At 69.8% G+C, this 16,298-nt stretch carries 11 protein-coding genes; 4 read left to right on the top strand and 7 right to left on the bottom strand.

What is annotated here, in order from left to right:
- Positions 1–136: 136 nt before the first annotated feature.
- The 6 genes from ACIBK5_RS19770 to ACIBK5_RS19745 all read right to left on the bottom strand — a co-directional run bounded on the left by ACIBK5_RS19770 (position 137) and on the right by ACIBK5_RS19745 (position 7,184).
- Positions 137–1,159, bottom strand: a complete 1,023-nt coding sequence (locus ACIBK5_RS19770; RefSeq protein WP_399021139.1) for a PAC2 family protein — start codon at positions 1,157–1,159, stop codon at positions 137–139.
- A 157-nt stretch (positions 1,160–1,316) separates the two neighbouring features.
- Positions 1,317–1,988, bottom strand: a complete 672-nt coding sequence (locus ACIBK5_RS19765) for a FadR/GntR family transcriptional regulator (RefSeq protein ID WP_399021138.1) — start codon at positions 1,986–1,988, stop codon at positions 1,317–1,319.
- Between the two features lie 121 nt (positions 1,989–2,109).
- Entirely contained in the window at positions 2,110–3,726 is a 1,617-nt protein-coding gene (locus tag ACIBK5_RS19760; RefSeq protein WP_399021137.1) for an FAD-dependent oxidoreductase, read from the bottom strand.
- An 8-nt stretch (positions 3,727–3,734) separates the two neighbouring features.
- Positions 3,735–5,273 (bottom strand): glycerol kinase GlpK, encoded by a 1,539-nt coding sequence (gene glpK, locus ACIBK5_RS19755; RefSeq protein WP_399021136.1) that lies wholly within the window; start codon positions 5,271–5,273, stop codon positions 3,735–3,737.
- Positions 5,274–5,349: 76 nt separating this feature from the next.
- Positions 5,350–6,144, bottom strand: a complete 795-nt coding sequence (locus ACIBK5_RS19750; RefSeq protein ID WP_399021135.1) for an MIP/aquaporin family protein — start codon at positions 6,142–6,144, stop codon at positions 5,350–5,352.
- A 266-nt stretch (positions 6,145–6,410) separates the two neighbouring features.
- A complete protein-coding gene (locus tag ACIBK5_RS19745) occupies positions 6,411–7,184 on the bottom strand; it encodes an IclR family transcriptional regulator (RefSeq protein WP_399021134.1) in 774 nt (257 codons plus the stop codon).
- Positions 7,185–7,510: 326 nt separating this feature from the next.
- Between ACIBK5_RS19745 and metH the strand changes: the two genes are divergently transcribed.
- The 4 genes from metH (at position 7,511) to ACIBK5_RS19725 (ending at position 15,559) form a co-directional block, all read left to right on the top strand.
- The gene (gene metH / locus ACIBK5_RS19740) at positions 7,511–11,026 is read left to right on the top strand and encodes a methionine synthase (RefSeq protein WP_399021133.1); all 3,516 of its coding nucleotides are present in this window, start codon (positions 7,511–7,513) and stop codon (positions 11,024–11,026) included.
- A 126-nt stretch (positions 11,027–11,152) separates the two neighbouring features.
- Positions 11,153–11,854, top strand: a complete 702-nt coding sequence (locus ACIBK5_RS19735; protein ID WP_399021132.1) for an HAD family hydrolase — start codon at positions 11,153–11,155, stop codon at positions 11,852–11,854.
- Positions 11,855–12,262: 408 nt separating this feature from the next.
- On the top strand, positions 12,263–13,867 hold the full coding sequence (locus ACIBK5_RS19730) for an ABC transporter substrate-binding protein (RefSeq protein WP_399021130.1): 1,605 nt from the start codon (positions 12,263–12,265) through the stop codon (positions 13,865–13,867).
- A 108-nt stretch (positions 13,868–13,975) separates the two neighbouring features.
- A complete protein-coding gene (locus tag ACIBK5_RS19725) occupies positions 13,976–15,559 on the top strand; it encodes an ABC transporter substrate-binding protein (protein WP_399021129.1) in 1,584 nt (527 codons plus the stop codon).
- A gap of 67 nt (positions 15,560–15,626) precedes the next feature.
- Here the strand turns inward: ACIBK5_RS19725 and ACIBK5_RS19720 are convergent, their stop codons facing one another.
- Positions 15,627–16,298, bottom strand: coding sequence for a response regulator transcription factor (locus ACIBK5_RS19720; protein WP_018570356.1), 672 nt, complete (start codon positions 16,296–16,298; stop codon positions 15,627–15,629).

The following is a 16,298-nucleotide window of genomic DNA, read 5'->3' as shown; positions in this document are numbered from 1 at the left end:
GGTTCGCGCCCCCCGGGGGGGGCCGGCGGTGGGGGGGGGCGCGCCCCCGCCCCCACCGCCCTGGCCCCCTCCGGGGGGGCTCCCCGCGGGTACCCCCCCCCTTCTGCGTGCCTGCGTGCCTGCGTGCCTGCGTGCCTCAGTCCTCCGACGACTCCTCGTCGTCCGTGCCCGGCTTGGGCTGGGCCGAGGACTCCCCGTCGTCGGTGCCCGGCTTGGGCGGCTTCGGCGGTCGCGTACGGCCGCTGGGGCTGTCCCGCAGATACGACGTGCTGTCGCTGCCGTCCGCCGTGGCGTGTCCGCCGGAGGCGGTCGGTCCGCCGCCGTCCCGCCGTCTCAGATAGCGCTCGAACTCGCGCGCGATGGCCTCGCCCGAGGCCTCCGGCAGCTCGGCGGTGTCCCGGGCCTCCTCCAGCGACTGGACGTACTCGGCGACCTCGCTGTCCTCGGCGGCCAGCTGGTCCACGCCCACTTGCCAGGCGCGCGCGTCCTCGGGCAGCTCGCCCAGCGGGATGCGCACGTCGATCAGGTCCTCCAAGCGGTTCAGGAGAGCCAGCGTGGCCTTCGGGTTGGGCGGCTGCGAGACATAGTGCGGCACCGCCGCCCACAGCGAGACGGCGGGCACGCCCGCGTGCGTGCACGCCTCCTGGAGGACGCCCACGATGCCCGTGGGGCCCTCGTACTTGGTCTCCTCCAGGTCCATCCGGCGGGCCAGGTCGGCGTCGGACGTCGTCCCGCTGATCGGAACCGGACGGGTGTGCGGGGTGTCGCCGAGCAGGGCGCCCAGGACGACCACCAGTTCCACGCCCAGTTCGTGTGCGAAGCCCAGCAGCTCGTTGCAGAACGAGCGCCACCGCATGGACGGTTCGATGCCCCGGACCAGCACGAGATCGCGCGGCTTGTCCCCGCCGACCCGGACCACCGACAGCCGTGTCGTCGGCCAGGTGATCTTGCGGACGCCCGCTTCCATGAACACCGTGGGGCGGTTCACCTGGAAGTCGTAGTAGTCCTCGGCGTCCAGCGCCGCGAACACCTCGCCCTTCCATTCCCTGTCGATATGAGCGACCGCGGTGGAGGCGGCGTCGCCGGCATCGTTCCAGCCCTCGAACGCGGCCACCATGACCGGGTCGACCAGCTCGGGAACCCCCTCGAGCTCGATCACCCAGTGCCTCCTTCCGACGTACCCTCGCGAACGTCCCAACCTTACGGCGTGCCAACGGGTCGCCCGCAGCCCCCTCTGAGAGGGAGTGACCCCATGACTGCCCCGCGATCCGCCCCTGAACACCCCGGATTCATCCGAGCCGTCCGTGAGGCTCCGGTCACAGCGTGGAGCGCAGCCACTGCTCCACGCTCGCGATGTGCACGGTCGCCCACGAGCGCGCCGCCTCGGCGTCCCGGTCGCGCAGGGCGGCGAGGATCGCCCGGTGCTCGCGCAGGGTGCGGGCGACGGCGTCCTCCTGGGTGAGGCCGCGCCAGATCCGCGCCCGGGTGGTGGGGCCGGACAGCCCGTCGAGCAGCGAGCACAGCACGGAGTTGCCCGAGCTGTGCACGATGCCCCGGTGGAACTCCAGGTCGCAGGCGACGAGATCCTCAACGGACGGGGCGTCGCCGAGCCTGTCGAGCTGGGCCGTGAGCGCGTCCAGCTGCTGTTCGCTGATCCGCAGCGCCGCCATGGCCGTCGCGGCCGGCTCCAGGATGCGGCGTACGGCGAGGAACTCCAGGACCGTGTCGTCGCGGTGGAAGTCCACGACGAAGCTCATCGCCTCCAGCAGGAGTTGCGGGTCGAGGCTCGTCACATATGTGCCGTCGCCCTGGCGGACGTCCAGGATCCGGATGAGGGACAGCGCCCGTACCGCCTCCCGCAGGGAGTTGCGGGACAGGCCGAGGTCGGCGGCGAGCTCGCTCTCCTTGGGCAGCCGGTCGCCCGGGCGCAGCGCGCCGGAGACGATCATTCCCTTGATCTTCTCGATCGCCTCGTCGGTGACTGCCATGGCCGGCCTCCTGTCGCCTAAGACCTCCGACGTATCCCGCCATTATGCGGGGACGGACACGCGGAGGGGGCGGCTCCGTCGGCGTGGAGCCGCCCCCTCGGGTACGGGTCGGGAATCGCGCCTACTTCTTGTCGAGCAGATCCTGGACCTTGGCGCGCACGTCGTCCGTGGCCAGGCCGCGGATCGTCAGCGTCGTCCGGCGGCGCAGCACGTCGTCCTGCGTCTCGGCCCACTCGTGGTCCCGGGCCCAGACGACCTGTGCCCAGATCTCCGGGGCGTCCGGGTGCACACGCTCGGCCAGCTCCGGGCTGTCGTTGGCCAGGCGGGCGATGTCGAACGCCAGCGAGCCGTAGTGGGTGGCCAGGTGCTTGGCGGTGTCGGCTCCCATGCGGGGACCGGGCGCCGGGCGGTCGGTGAGCAGCCGGTGGGCGACCGCGCGCGGGTTGGCGATGCCCGGCAGCGGCAGCTTCTTCGGCAGCGAGCTGATCGGCTCGAAGTCGTCGCCCAGGGGGTGGCCCGGCAGCGACTCCAGCTTCTGCATGATCGTCCGGCCGATGTGCCGGAAGGTGGTCCACTTGCCGCCCGCGACGGACAGCATGCCGCCCTTGCCCTCGGTCACGACCGTCTCGCGCTTGGCCTTGGAGGTGTCTCCGGGGCCGCCCGGCAGCACCCGCAGGCCCGCGAAGGAGTAGGTGATGAGGTCGCGGCTCAGCTGCTGGTCGCGGACGGAGAAGGCGGCCTCGTCGAGTATCTGGGCCGTGTCCTTCTCGGTGACGGAGACATCCGCCGGGTCGCCCTCGAACTCCTCGTCGGTGGTGCCGAGCAGCAGCATGTCCTCCCAGGGGAGGGCGAAGGTGATGCGGTACTTGTCGATCGGGGTGGCGAGCGCGGCCTTCCAGGGGGAGGTGCGCTTCAGGACCAGGTGGGCGCCCTTCGACAGCCGGATGGACGGCGCGGCGTTCGCGTCCTCCATCTTGCGCAGGTGGTCGACCCACGGGCCGGTCGCGTTCAGCACCAGCCGGGCGCTGACGCCGAACTCGTCGCCGGACAGCCGGTCCTTCAGCTCGGCGCCCGTGACCCGGCCCTGGGTGAAGCGCAGGCCCGTCACCTCGGCGTGGTTGAGGACGACCGCGCCCGCCTCCACGGCGCCGCGGACCGTCATCAGCGCCATGCGCGCGTCGTTCATCTGGTCGTCGCCGTACACGGCCACGGCCTTGAGGTTCTCGGTGCGCAGCTCCGGGACGTCCTGCGCGGCCTTGGCCGGCGAGAGCAGGTGTCCGACGCCGTCACCGAACGCGGAGAGCGCGGAGTAGGCGAAGACGCCCGCACCGAGCTTCGCCGCGCCGTGCGGCCCGCCCTTGTACACCGGGAGGTAGAAGGTGAGCGGGTTCGCCAGGTGAGGGGCCACCTGGCGGGAGACCGCACGGCGCTCGAAGTGGTTCTCCGCCACCAGCTTCACCGCGCCGGTCTGCAGGTAGCGCAGACCGCCGTGGAGCAGCTTGGAGGAGGCGGAGGATGTGGCACCGGCGAAGTCGCCGGCGTCGACCAGAGCCACCCTGAGGCCGGACTGCGCGGCGTGCCAGGCGGTGGAGATGCCCAGGATGCCGCCGCCGATCACGAGAAGGTCGTACGACGCCTTGGCGAGCTGCTCCCTGGTCTCGGCTCGGCTCGGGTTCGAGCCGGAGGCCGGGTGCGTCCCCAGGGCAGGCACGGACTGCAGGGTGGACTGAGTGGTCATGCTGTTTCTTACTCCTCGTCCTCGAGCCAGCCCATGGTCCGCTCGACGGCCTTGAGCCAGCTCTTGTACTCACGGTCGCGGTGCTCCGCGTCCATGCGGGGGGTCCACTCGGCGGCCCGGCGCCAGTTGGCGCGCAGGTCGTCGGTGCTGTTCCAGAAGCCGACGGCGAGGCCGGCGGCGTAGGCGGCGCCGAGGCAGGTGGTCTCGGCGACCATCGGGCGCACCACGGGGGCGTCCGCGAAGTCCGAGAGCGTCTGCATCAGCAGGTTGTTGGAGGTCATGCCGCCGTCGACCTTGATCGCCGCGAGCTCGACGCCGGAGTCCTTCGTCATGGCGTCGGTGATCTCACGGGTCTGCCAGGCCGTGGCCTCCAGGACGGCGCGCGCGAGGTGCGCCTTGGTGACGTACCGGGTGAGGCCGGCGATCACACCGCGGGCGTCGGAGCGCCAGTACGGGGCGAACAGGCCGGAGAAGGCCGGCACGAAGTAGGCGCCGCCGTTGTCCTCGACCGAGAGCGCGAGCGTCTCGATCTCGGCGGCGGTGGAGATCAGGCCCATCTGGTCGCGCATCCACTGCACCAGCGAACCGGTGACGGCGATCGAGCCCTCCAGGGCGTAGACCGCCTTCTCGTCGCCGATCCGGTAGCCGACCGTGGTCAGCAGCCCGTTGTACGAGTTGACCGGCTTCTCACCGGTGTTCATCAGCAGGAAGGTGCCGGTGCCGTACGTCGACTTGGCCTCGCCCTCGGCGAAACAGGTCTGGCCGAACAGGGCCGCCTGCTGGTCGCCAAGCGCGGAGGCGACCGGGATGCCGCCGAGCAGGTCACCGAGCTTGCCGCCGGTGATCGCGCCGTAGACCTCGGCAGAGGAGCGGATCTCGGGCAGCATGGCCAGCGGGACGCCGATGGACTCGGCGATCTTCTCGTCCCACTGCATGGTGTGCAGGTTCATCAGCATGGTGCGGGACGCGTTGGTCACGTCGGTGACGTGCTTGCCGCCGTTGACACCGCCGGTCAGGTTCCAGATGACCCAGCTGTCCATGGTGCCGAAGAGGATGTCGCCCGCCTCGGCGCGCTCGCGCAGGCCCTCGACGTTGTCGAGGAGCCAGCGGGCCTTGGGGCCGGCGAAGTACGAGGCCAGCGGAAGGCCGGTCTCCCGGCGGAAGCGGTCCTGGCCGACGTTGCGGCCGAGCTCCTTGCAGAGGGCGTCGGTGCGGGTGTCCTGCCAGACGATGGCGTTGTGGACGGGCTCACCGGTGTTCTTGTCCCACAGCACGGTCGTCTCGCGCTGGTTGGTGATGCCGATGGCCTTGATGTCGTCGCGGGTGATGCCGGCCTTGGCGATGGCCCCGGCGACGACCTCCTGGACGTTCGTCCAGATCTCGGTGGCGTTGTGCTCGACCCAGCCCGGCTTCGGGAAGATCTGCTCGTGCTCCTTCTGGTCGACGGAGACGATCCGGCCGTCGCGGTCGAAGACGATGCAGCGGGAGGAGGTCGTGCCCTGGTCGATGGCGGCGATGAAGGGGCCGGCGGTGTGCGCGTCGGTCACTGTGTGCTCCTGGAAGTTCCGTGTTTATGGGGCTTTACGTACGGCGCGTGCTGAGAGTTTCGCGAGGAAGCGCGCTCTAGGCGAATGCGACGTTGTAGAGGCCTGCGGCGATGGCCCCGCCGATGAGCGGACCGGCCACCGGGATCCAGGCGTAGCCCCAGTCGGAGCCGCCCTTGTTGGGCAGCGGCAGCAGGGCGTGCACGATACGCGGACCGAGGTCACGGGCCGGGTTGATCGCGTACCCCGTCGGGCCGCCGAGGGACAGACCGATGGAGACCACCACGAGCGCGGTGATCAGGGCACCCAGGGTGCCCAGGCCGTTGCCCTCGTCGTTCAGGCCCTGGGTGAGCACGGCGAGCACCAGCACGATGGTGCCGATGATCTCCGTGGCCAGGTTCTGCCAGGCGACACGGACCTCGGGCCCGGTGGAGAAGACGCCCAGCACGGGGCCGGCGCCCTGCTCCTGGGCCTCGACGGCCTTGGCCGCGGTGTCCTGCGCACCCGGACCGCCGACGATCTCGCGGTCGGTGAGGTGGGCGTGGAACTGACCGTAGTAGGCGATCCAGACCAGACCCGCGCCGATCATGGCGCCGAGCACCTGCCCGGCCCAGTAGACCGGGACGTTCTTCCAGTCGCCGTCCTTGATGGCGATGGCCAGCGTCACGGCCGGATTCAGATGGGCGCCGGACAGCGGCGCCGTGGTGTAGACCGCCGTGAGCACCGCGAAGCCCCACCCGAAGGTGATGGCGAGCCAGCCGGCGTTACGGGCCTTGGAGGCCTTCAGTGTGACGGCGGCGCAGACGCCGCCGCCGAGGAGGATGAGTATGGCGGTACCGATGGTCTCGCCGATGAAGATGTCGGAGCTGGACACCCGCGACTCCTTTGTCCTTCGTCCAGGGGTGAAGTTCGATACCGGCCTGGCGTTGTCCCACTCTAGCGCGTATTGCCGGTAGCTGTTCGACAATGTCGACCGATGGACGGGAGTCTTGCTTCGGGGTTACGAGCACGTCAAGGGCTCTGTTGTCGAAAATACGATCGTTACTGATCGCTGCCCGTTCCATGGGTCTCCGACGCCCGTGATCGCGGACATGCCGAGGACCGGAACGCCGTACGACGCCCCGGTCCCGCTGTCTCCCGTCAGAACCGCCCGGCGCCCAGGTCCCGCGACACCGCGCGGGCACAGTCCCGGACGGCCGCGATCAGCTCCGGCCGCACCACGCCCTCCTCGTCGGACCGGCACAGCCGCTCGACGGCGCCGGTGATGCCGACCGCGCCGACGGGCATGCGCCGCCGGTCGTGAATCGGTGCGGCCAGGGAGGCGACGCCCTCCCAGGTCTCCTCGACGTCCGCCGCGTAACCACGCGCGCGGGTGAGGTCGAGGAGGTGCTCGAAGTCCTCCGGGTCGCACACCGTCCGGTCCGTGAACGCCTTGCGGTCGTTCTCCAGGGCCTCGCTGTGCGCCACCGGGTCGTAGGCGGACAGCACCTTGCCCAGGGCCGTGGAGTGCAGCGGCTGCATGGCCCCGATCTCCAGGACCTGCCGGCTGTCGTCGGGCCGGAAGACGTGGTGCACGATCAGCACGCCCTGCTGGTGCAGGACACCCAGGTAGACGCTCTCGCCGCTGGAACGGGCCAGGTCGTCGGCCCACACCAGGGCGCGCGCCCGCAGCTCGTGCACATCGAGGTAGGTGGTGCCGAGGCGCAGCAGCTCCGCGCCCAGCTGATAGCGCCCGGAGGCGTCGTCCTGCTCCACGAAACCCTCCTGCTGGAGGGTGCGCAGGATGCCGTGGGCGGTGCCTTTGGCCAGGCCCAGCGACGAGGCGATGTCCGACAGGCCGAGCCGTCGCTCGCCGCCCCCGAGCAGCCGCAGCATCGCGGCCGCCCGTTCGAGCGACTGGATGTTCCGTGCCATCGCCGTACTGCCTCCGTCCCCTTCGACCGCCGACAAGCGGCGCCGCAGCCCTTGTTCGGCAATGTCGAACACTACCGGTCGTTGCCGACCTCTCGCTAATGGCCGGACGCCATTTGTTGCGTCAGGGGCGATCACAGGCGGCTCGGGTTCAGGTTCATGGGACGCGCGACGGCCGCCCCCGCGCCATCGGCGTCCGCCCCGTGGACGCGGTGCCCATCCAAGCCGACTCCCGGTTACGCTGGCGCGGTGCGCCCTTCGCCGGATGCCTTGCGGATGTCCGGGAAGCCGCAAAGCCGACAGCCGTCGCATCCGAGGGAGCCCTTTACATGGCCTCGTTGCCGCTGACCCCTTCCGCAGACAGCCGGACCCGTGTGTCCGCGCTCAGAGAGGCCCTGGCCACCCGCGTGGTGGTGGCCGACGGAGCCATGGGCACCATGCTCCAGGACCAGGACCCCACGCTCGAGGACTTCGAGAATCTCGAGGGCTGCAACGAGATCCTGAACCTGACCCGGCCGGACATCGTCCGATCCGTCCACGACGCGTACTTCGCGGTGGGCGTGGACTGCGTCGAGACCAATACCTTCGGCGCCAACCACACGGCCGCGGCGGAGTACGAGATCTCCGACCGCGTGCACGAGCTGTCCGAGGCGGGCACCCGGATCGCCCGCGAGGTGGCCGACGAGTACGCTGCCCGGGACGGCCGGCCGCGCTGGGTGCTCGGCTCCGTCGGCCCCGGCACCAAGCTGCCCACGCTCGGCCACGTCGCCTACGCCACCATCCGCGACGGCTACCAGGCCAACGCCGAGGGCATGCTCGCCGGCGGCGCCGACGCGCTGCTCGTGGAGACCACCCAGGACCTGCTCCAGACGAAGGCGTCCATCCTGGGCGCACGCCGGGCCATGGAGGCCACCGGCGTCGACGTGCCCCTGCTGTGCTCGATGGCCTTCGAGACCACCGGCACCATGCTGCTCGGCTCCGAGATCGGCGCGGCGCTGACCGCGCTGGAGCCCCTGGGCATCGACATGATCGGCCTGAACTGCTCCACCGGCCCCGCCGAGATGAGCGAGCACCTGCGCTATCTGACGCGCCACTCGCGCATCCCGCTGCTGTGCATGCCGAACGCCGGCCTGCCGATCCTCACCAAGGACGGCGCCCACTTCCCGCTCGACGCCGAGGGCCTGGCCGACGCCCAGCAGAACTTCGTCCAGGACTACGGCCTGTCCCTGGTCGGCGGCTGCTGCGGCACCACCCCCGAGCACCTGCGCCAGCTGGTGGAGCGCGTCCGGGACCTCACCCCGACCGAGCGCAGCCCGCAGCCCGAGCCGGGCGCCGCCTCCCTCTACCAGAGCGTGCCGTTCCGGCAGGACACCTCCTACCTGGCCATCGGCGAGCGCACCAACGCCAACGGCTCGAAGAAGTTCCGCGAGGCCATGCTGGAAGCCCGCTGGGACGACTGCGTGGAGATCGCCCGGGAGCAGATCCGCGAAGGCGCGCACATGCTCGACCTGTGCGTCGACTACGTCGGCCGGGACGGCGCCGCCGACATGGAGGAACTGGCCGGCCGCTTCGCCACCGCCTCCACCCTGCCGATCGTGCTGGACTCCACCGAGATCGACGTCATCCAGGCCGGTCTGGAGAAGCTCGGCGGCCGCGCGGTGATCAACTCGGTGAACTACGAGGACGGCGACGGCCCCGAGTCCCGCTTCGCCAAGGTCACCCAGCTCGCCAAGGAGCACGGCGCCGCCCTCATCGCGCTCACCATCGACGAGGAGGGCCAGGCCCGCACCGCCGAGAAGAAGGTCGAGATCGCCGAACGGCTCATCGACGACCTGACCGGGAACTGGGGCATCCACGAGGAGGACATCCTCGTCGACTGCCTGACCTTCACCATCTGCACCGGCCAGGAGGAGTCCCGCAAGGACGGCATCGCCACCATCGAGGGCATCCGCGAGCTGAAGCGGCGCCACCCGAAGGTGCAGACCACCCTCGGCCTGTCCAACATCTCCTTCGGCCTCAACCCGGCCGCCCGCATCCTGCTCAACTCCGTCTTCCTCGACGAGTGCGTCAAGGCGGGCCTGGACTCGGCGATCGTGCACGCGTCGAAGATCCTGCCGATCGCCCGCTTCAGCGAGGAGGAGGTCCAGACGGCCCTCGACCTCGTCCACGACCGCCGTGCCGAGGGCTACGACCCGCTCCAGAAGCTGATGGCCCTGTTCGAGGGCGCCACCGCCAAGTCCCTCAAGGCCGGCAAGGCCGAGGAGCTGGCCGCCCTGCCGCTGGACGAGCGCCTCAAGCGCCGCATCATCGACGGCGAGAAGAACGGCCTGGAAGCCGACCTGGACGACGCCCTCCAGGAGCGCCCCGCCCTCGACATCGTCAACGAGATCCTGCTGGACGGCATGAAGGTCGTCGGCGAGCTGTTCGGCTCCGGCCAGATGCAGCTGCCGTTCGTCCTCCAGTCCGCCGAGGTCATGAAGACCGCGGTGGCCCACCTCGAACCGCACATGGAGAAGTCCGACGACGAGGGCAAGGGCACCATCGTCCTGGCCACCGTCCGCGGCGACGTGCACGACATCGGCAAGAACCTCGTCGACATCATCCTGTCGAACAACGGCTACAACGTCGTCAACCTCGGCATCAAGCAGCCCGTCTCCGCGATCCTGGACGCCGCCGAGGAGCACCGGGCCGACGTCATCGGCATGTCCGGGCTCCTGGTCAAGTCCACCGTGATCATGAAGGAGAACCTGGAGGAGCTGAACCAGCGCGGACTGGCGGCGAACTTCCCGGTCATCCTCGGCGGCGCCGCCCTCACCCGGGCCTACGTCGAGCAGGACCTGCACGAGCTCTACGAGGGCGAGGTCCGCTACGCCCGCGACGCCTTCGAGGGCCTGCGCCTGATGGACGCCCTGATCGGCGTCAAGCGGGGCGTGCCGGGAGCGAAGCTGCCCGAGCTGAAGCAGCGCCGTGTCCGGGCCACCGCCGCGGCCGCGGTCGAGGAGCGCCCCGAGGAGGGACACGTCCGCTCCGACGTCGCCACCGACAACCCCGTCCCCGAGCCGCCCTTCCGTGGCACGCGCGTGATCAAGGGCATCCAGCTCAAGGAGTACGCGAGCTGGCTCGACGAGGGCGCCCTGTTCAAGGGCCAGTGGGGTCTGAAGCAGAACCGCGCCGGCGACGGCCCCTCGTACGAGGAGCTCGTCGAGACCGAGGGCCGGCCCCGGCTGCGCGGCCTGCTGGACCGGCTCCAGACGGAGAACCTGCTGGAGGCGGCCGTGGTCTACGGCTACTTCCCGTGCGTCTCCAAGGACGACGACCTGATCCTCCTGGACGACCGGGGCAACGAGCGCACCCGCTTCACCTTCCCGCGCCAGCGCCGGGGCCGCCGTCTGTGCCTGGCCGACTTCTTCCGTCCGGAGGAGTCCGGTGAGACGGACGTCGTGGGCCTCCAGGTCGTCACCGTCGGCTCGCGCATCGGCGAGGAGACCGCCCGGATGTTCGAGGCCAACGCGTACCGCGACTACCTCGAACTGCACGGGCTGTCCGTGCAGTTGGCCGAGGCGCTCGCCGAGTACTGGCACGCGCGCGTGCGCTCCGAACTCGGCTACGCCGGCGAGGACCCGGACGAGATGCAGGGCATGTTCGAGCTGAAGTACCGGGGCGCCCGCTTCTCCCTCGGCTACGGCGCCTGCCCCAACCTGGAGGACCGTGCCAAGATCGCCGATCTCCTCCAGCCGGAGCGCATCGGCGTCCACCTGTCCGAGGAGTTCCAGCTCCACCCCGAGCAGTCCACGGACGCCATCGTGATCCACCACCCCGAGGCGAAGTACTTCAACGCCCGCTGAGCCGCCCCACCGGGCACACGGGCAAGAAGAGGCGCTTCGTCCGCGCACGACGTAGACTGGTCGGTCCACCGCAGGCCGGTTCCCCTCGTGGGAGCCGGCCTGAACGTCCCTCAAGGAGGTACGTGGATGACCAGTACGGTCCCCGCGCTCGGAACCCGCACGGCCGAGGGCTCCGCCCTGCAGGCGGTGCTCCTCGACATGGACGGCACCCTGGTGGACACGGAGGGCTTCTGGTGGGAGGTCGAGGCCGAGGTCTTCGCCTCCCTCGGCCACACGCTCGACGAGTCCTGGCGCCATGTCGTGGTCGGCGGCCCCATGACCCGCAGCGCGGGGTTCCTGATCGAGGCCACCGGTGCCGACATCACCCTCGACGAGCTCACCGTGCTGCTCAACGACGGCTTCGAGGAGCGCATCGGCCGCGCACTGCCGCTGATGCCGGGCGCCGGGCGGCTGCTGGCCGAGCTGTACGAGTACGAGATCCCGACGGCCCTGGTCTCCGCCTCGCACCGGCGCATCATCGACCGGGTGCTGGCCTCGCTGGGCGCGCACCACTTCCGTCTGACGGTGGCCGGTGACGAGGTGCCGCGCACCAAGCCCCACCCCGACCCGTATCTGGCCGCCGCCGCCGGACTCGGCGCGGAGCCGGCCCGGTGCGCCGTCATCGAGGACACCGCGACCGGGGTCGCCGCCGCCGAGGCCGCGGGCTGCCAGGTCGTGGCGGTGCCCTCCGTGGCCCCCATCACCCCGGCCCTCCGCCGTACGGTCGTCACCTCCCTCGAAGAGGTCGACCTGACATTTCTGCACGGGCTGATGACGGAAATGCGCTAGCTGTTCACCCAGCGTGCAGCGGACTTAAGACGGCAATTCCGAAGATGAATTCGACCCTCTCCGGACGATCTCCGGGCGGTCGAATTACCGTACTTCGGAACCCGTTTGCAGTGTGACGTTCCCCACGTGGCCGGGGGTCGACAGCGGCTCCTGCGTGTGCGCCGGGGGGCTACTGACGTGCCCTTGTGTCCCGATTGGTGGAACGCTGTACCAAAGCTTCCGCCATCGGGTTTTCGGTGTGTCCACGCCCGGTTCCGCAGCGTGATGAGGGCTCAACTCCGGTCGCTGCGAACCTTCCTGCCGGCCCCGACTAATCTCGTTGCGAGAACATCGCCCCACCCCCGTGATCCGCTGCGCCACCCCTGCATGCCGGGTACACGGAGTCGACAGCTCTGGAGAAACTCGAGCATGAACCGCAAGACTTTGGTGCTGCCGGCCGTGATCGGCCTGCTCGCGCCGGTCCTCGCCGCCTGCGGCGGGTCCGACAGCGGGAGCGACGGCGGCGGCGCGATCGTCGTCGGCACCACGGACCGGTTCACCGCCTCGAAGGACGCCCCCGCCCCCCTCGACCCGGCGTACGCCTACGACGTCGGCACCTGGAACATCCTGCGCCAGACCGTGCAGACCCTGATGATCCAGCCGCGCGGCGAGGGCGACCCGGTGCCGGAGGCGGCCGAGAGATGCGGCTTCACCGACACGGGCAACGAGCGCTACGCCTGCACCCTGCGTGACGGCCTGAAGTTCGCGAACGGCGACCCCGTCACCGCGTCCGACGTGAAGTACTCCATCGACCGGGCCCGCTCGCTCAAGGCCGACAGCGGCGTGTTCGCGCTGCTGTCCACCATCGACACCGTCGAGACGCAGGGCGACCGCGACGTCGTCTTCCATCTGAAGACCGCCGACGCCACCTTCCCGTACAAGCTGTCGACCCCGGTCGCCGGCATCGTCGACCCCGACGACTACCCCAAGGGCAGGCTGCGCGACGGCTTCGACCTCGAAGGCTCCGGCCCGTACACCCTCAAGGCCGACGTCGAGAACGACGAGCTGGTCAGGGCCGAGTTCACCCGGAACCCCGACTACAAGGGGAGCCTGAAGGTGAACAACGACAAGGTCGACATGGTCTCCTTCAAGAACGCCGACGCCATGGGTGAGGCGCTCGACAAGGGCGACATCGACCTGATGACCCGCGCCATGTCGCCGGACCAGATCCGCAAGCTCTCGGGCGACGCGGACACCGGCGTCGACCTCGTCGAGATGCCCGGCCTGGAGATCCGCTACCTGGGCTTCAACACCGACGCCCCGACCGTCGAGTCCAAGGCCGTGCGCCAGGCGATGGCCCAGGTCGTCAACCGCAGCGAGCTGGTCTCCAAGGTCTACGGCTCCCAGGCCGAGCCGCTGTACTCGCTGGTCCCGGCCAGCGTCACGGGCCACTCCAACTCGTTCTTCAACAAGTACGGCGACGCGAACGTCACCAAGGCCCGCTCCCTGCTGAACGCGGCGAACATCACCACCCCGGTGAAGCTGACGCTGCACTACACGACCGACCACTACGGTCCGGCCACCAAGAAGGAGTTCGAGGTCCTTCGCGACCAGCTGAACTCCAGCGGCCTGTTCGACGTAGGTATCAAGGGAACACCGTGGGACACGTTCCGCCCGGCCGAGAAGAAGGGTGAGTACGACGTCTACGGTATGGGCTGGTTCCCCGACTTCCCGGACGCCGACAACTTCCTCGCGCCGTTCCTCGACAGGGACAACACCCTTGGCTCGCCGTACGACAACAGCCAGATCCGCAACACCCTGATCCCCGAGTCCCGCCGCGAGGCGGACCGGTTGTCCGCCTCCACCAGCCTGACGGACATTCAGGACATCGTCGCCTCCGACGTGCCGGTGCTGCCGCTGTGGCAGGGCAAGCAGTACGTCGCCGCGCGCGACGACATCACGGGTACCGCCTACGCCCTCAACTCCTCTTCGACGCTCCAGCTGTGGGAGCTCGGCAGAGGTGTGAGCGGCTGACGTACCCGCTGGAACCCCGGGGCCTGTGACCACGGCCCCCGGGGAGCCGTGCCCCGGAGCCAGGGACATGCTCCGGGTGTTCTCGAGAACCGACGACAAGGCACACACGTGAACATACGCAAGCAGTGGCCGGTCCTGCCGATCGTGGCGGGGCTCGCCTCCGGCCTGATGACCGGCTGCGGCACGGAGAGCGGGGACTCCGCGGGGGAAGGCTCCAACGTGGTGGTGGGGATGTCCGACGACGTCCTGGCCACCGACCCGGCCTCCGGCTACGACCCCGGCTCCTGGCTGTTGTTCAACAACGTCTTCCAGTCGCTGCTCAGCTTCCCCAAGGGCGCCACGGAACCGCAGCCCGAGGCCGCCGAGAGCTGCGCCTTCACCGACACACAGAGCTCGGTCTACAGGTGCACGCTGAAGGACGGCCTCAAGTTCAGCGACGGTGACGCCCTCACCTCGGAGGACGTCAAGTTCTCCTTCGAGCGGATGCTGAAGATCAACGACCCCGACGGGCCCGCGATCATGTTCCCCACGCTGGACGAGATCGAGACCCCGGACGACGCGACGGTCGTCTTCCACCTCAACACCTCCGACGCCACCTTCCCCAGCAAGATCGCCTCCGGCGCCGGCTCCATCGTCAACCACGACGAGTACGACGCGGGCAAGCTGCGCAAGGACGGCGAGGCCGTCGGCTCCGGCCCCTACAAGCTCGACTCGTTCGACGACGGCCAGGCAGTCTTCTCCGTCAACGAGAACTACAAGGGCACCGCCAAGGTGAGCAACACCGGCGTGACGCTGAAGTTCTTCGACGGCGACCAGACCGCCCTGAAGCAGGCCATCCAGAACGAGGAAGTCGACATCGCCTACCGCGGCCTCACCGCGGGCGACATCGCCGACATGGAGAAGGCCGACGACGGCACCGGCACCGAGGTCGTCGAGGGCAGCAGCGCCGAGGTCCAGCACCTGGTGTTCAACATGGACGACCCGGTCGCCGGCAAGCTCGGCGTACGCAAGGCCATCGCCCACCTGCTCGACCGCGAAGCCCTCATCAAGGACGTCTACCAGGGCACCGCGACCCCGCTGTACTCGATCATCCCGGCCGGTGTCGCGGGCCACAACACGGCCTTCTTCGACACCTACGGCGCCCGCCCCTCCCGCTCCAAGGCGGCCGACGCGCTGCGTGCCGACGGCATCACCGGCAAGGTGAAGCTGACCCTCTGGTCGACCCCGTCCCGCTACGGCCCCGCCACCGACCAGGAGTTGAACGCCATCGCCGGCCAGCTCAACGCCAGCGGCCTGTTCGACGCGGACGTCAAGTCGGTCTCCTTCGCCCAGTACGAGAAGGACATCGCGGCCGGCAAGTACGGCGTCTACGTGAAGGGCTGGGTGCCCGACTACCCGGATGCCGACAACTTCACGGCCCCCTTCTTCGGCAAGGGCAACGTGCTGGGCAACAACTACGAGAACGACACCATCACGGGCTCGCTCATCCCGAGCACCGCGGCCCTGACCAACCGCGCCGCCACCGACAAGGAGTTCGGGGAGCTGCAGGACATCGTCGCCGACGAACTCCCCGTCCTGCCGGTGTGGCAGGCCAAGCAGTACGCCGTCGCTCGCGAAGGTGTCTACGGACTGGAGTACTGCCTCGACGCGTCGACCGTGTTCCGCTTCTGGGAGCTGAGCAAGGACGCGTGACGCACACATGTGAAGGGCGCCCCCGGCCTCGGCTGGGGGCGCCCTTCACATGTCCGCCGCTCTGGGGCTACTGCGCGCCGGGGCGCACCAGTCCGCTCTCGTACGCGTACACCGCGGCCTGCACCCGGTCGCGCAGACCCAGCTTGGTCAGCACGTGCCCGACGTGCGTCTTGACGGTGGTCTCGCTGACGAACAGGTCGGCGGCGATCTCGGCGTTGGACAGCCCGCGCGCCACCAGCTTCAGCACCTCGACCTCGCGGTCGGTGAGCGTGTGCAGCGTGTCCGGCACCGGCTCGTCACCGGAGGGCAGGTGCGTGGCGTACTTGTCGAGCAGCCGGCGCGTGATGCTCGGCGCGAGCATCGCCTCGCCCGCGGCCACGACCCGGATCGCCTGCACCAGCTCGTTGGCCGGGGCGTCCTTCAGCAGGAAGCCGCTGGCACCGGCGCGCAGCGCCTCCACCACGTACTCGTCGAGGTCGAAAGTGGTCAGCACCAGCACCTTCGCCGGGCCGTCCCGCTCGGGGCCCGTGATCTGCCGGGTCGCCTCCACACCGTCCATCCGCGGCATGCGGATGTCCATCAGGACCACGTCGGGCTGCAGGGCCCGCACCTGGTCGAGCGCCTGGAGGCCGTCTCCGGCCTCGCCGACGACCGCGATGTCCTGCTCGGCCTCCAGGATCATCCGGAAGCCCGTGCGGAGCAGCGGCTGGTCATCGACCAGTAGGACGCGGATGGCCAC

The organism is Streptomyces sp. NPDC050546 (assembly GCF_044457425.1).
In the GTDB taxonomy this organism is placed as follows: Bacteria; Actinomycetota; Actinomycetes; order Streptomycetales; family Streptomycetaceae; genus Streptomyces.
The sequence above is the reverse complement of the archived record's forward strand: the minus strand, read 5'-3'. Positions and strand labels throughout refer to the sequence as shown.

Excerpts from the sequence above, each read along its gene's own strand:
- ACIBK5_RS19735 (WP_399021132.1), top strand. The coding sequence starts at position 11,153 with ATGACCAGTACGGTCCCCGCGCTCGGAACCCGCACGGCCGAGGGCTCC.
- ACIBK5_RS19765 (WP_399021138.1), bottom strand. The coding sequence starts at position 1,988 with ATGGCAGTCACCGACGAGGCGATCGAGAAGATCAAGGGAATGATCGTC.
- ACIBK5_RS19745 (WP_399021134.1), bottom strand. The coding sequence starts at position 7,184 with ATGGCACGGAACATCCAGTCGCTCGAACGGGCGGCCGCGATGCTGCGG.
- ACIBK5_RS19730 (WP_399021130.1), top strand. The coding sequence starts at position 12,263 with ATGAACCGCAAGACTTTGGTGCTGCCGGCCGTGATCGGCCTGCTCGCG.
- ACIBK5_RS19760 (WP_399021137.1), bottom strand. The coding sequence starts at position 3,726 with ATGACCACTCAGTCCACCCTGCAGTCCGTGCCTGCCCTGGGGACGCAC.
- metH (WP_399021133.1), top strand. The coding sequence starts at position 7,511 with ATGGCCTCGTTGCCGCTGACCCCTTCCGCAGACAGCCGGACCCGTGTG.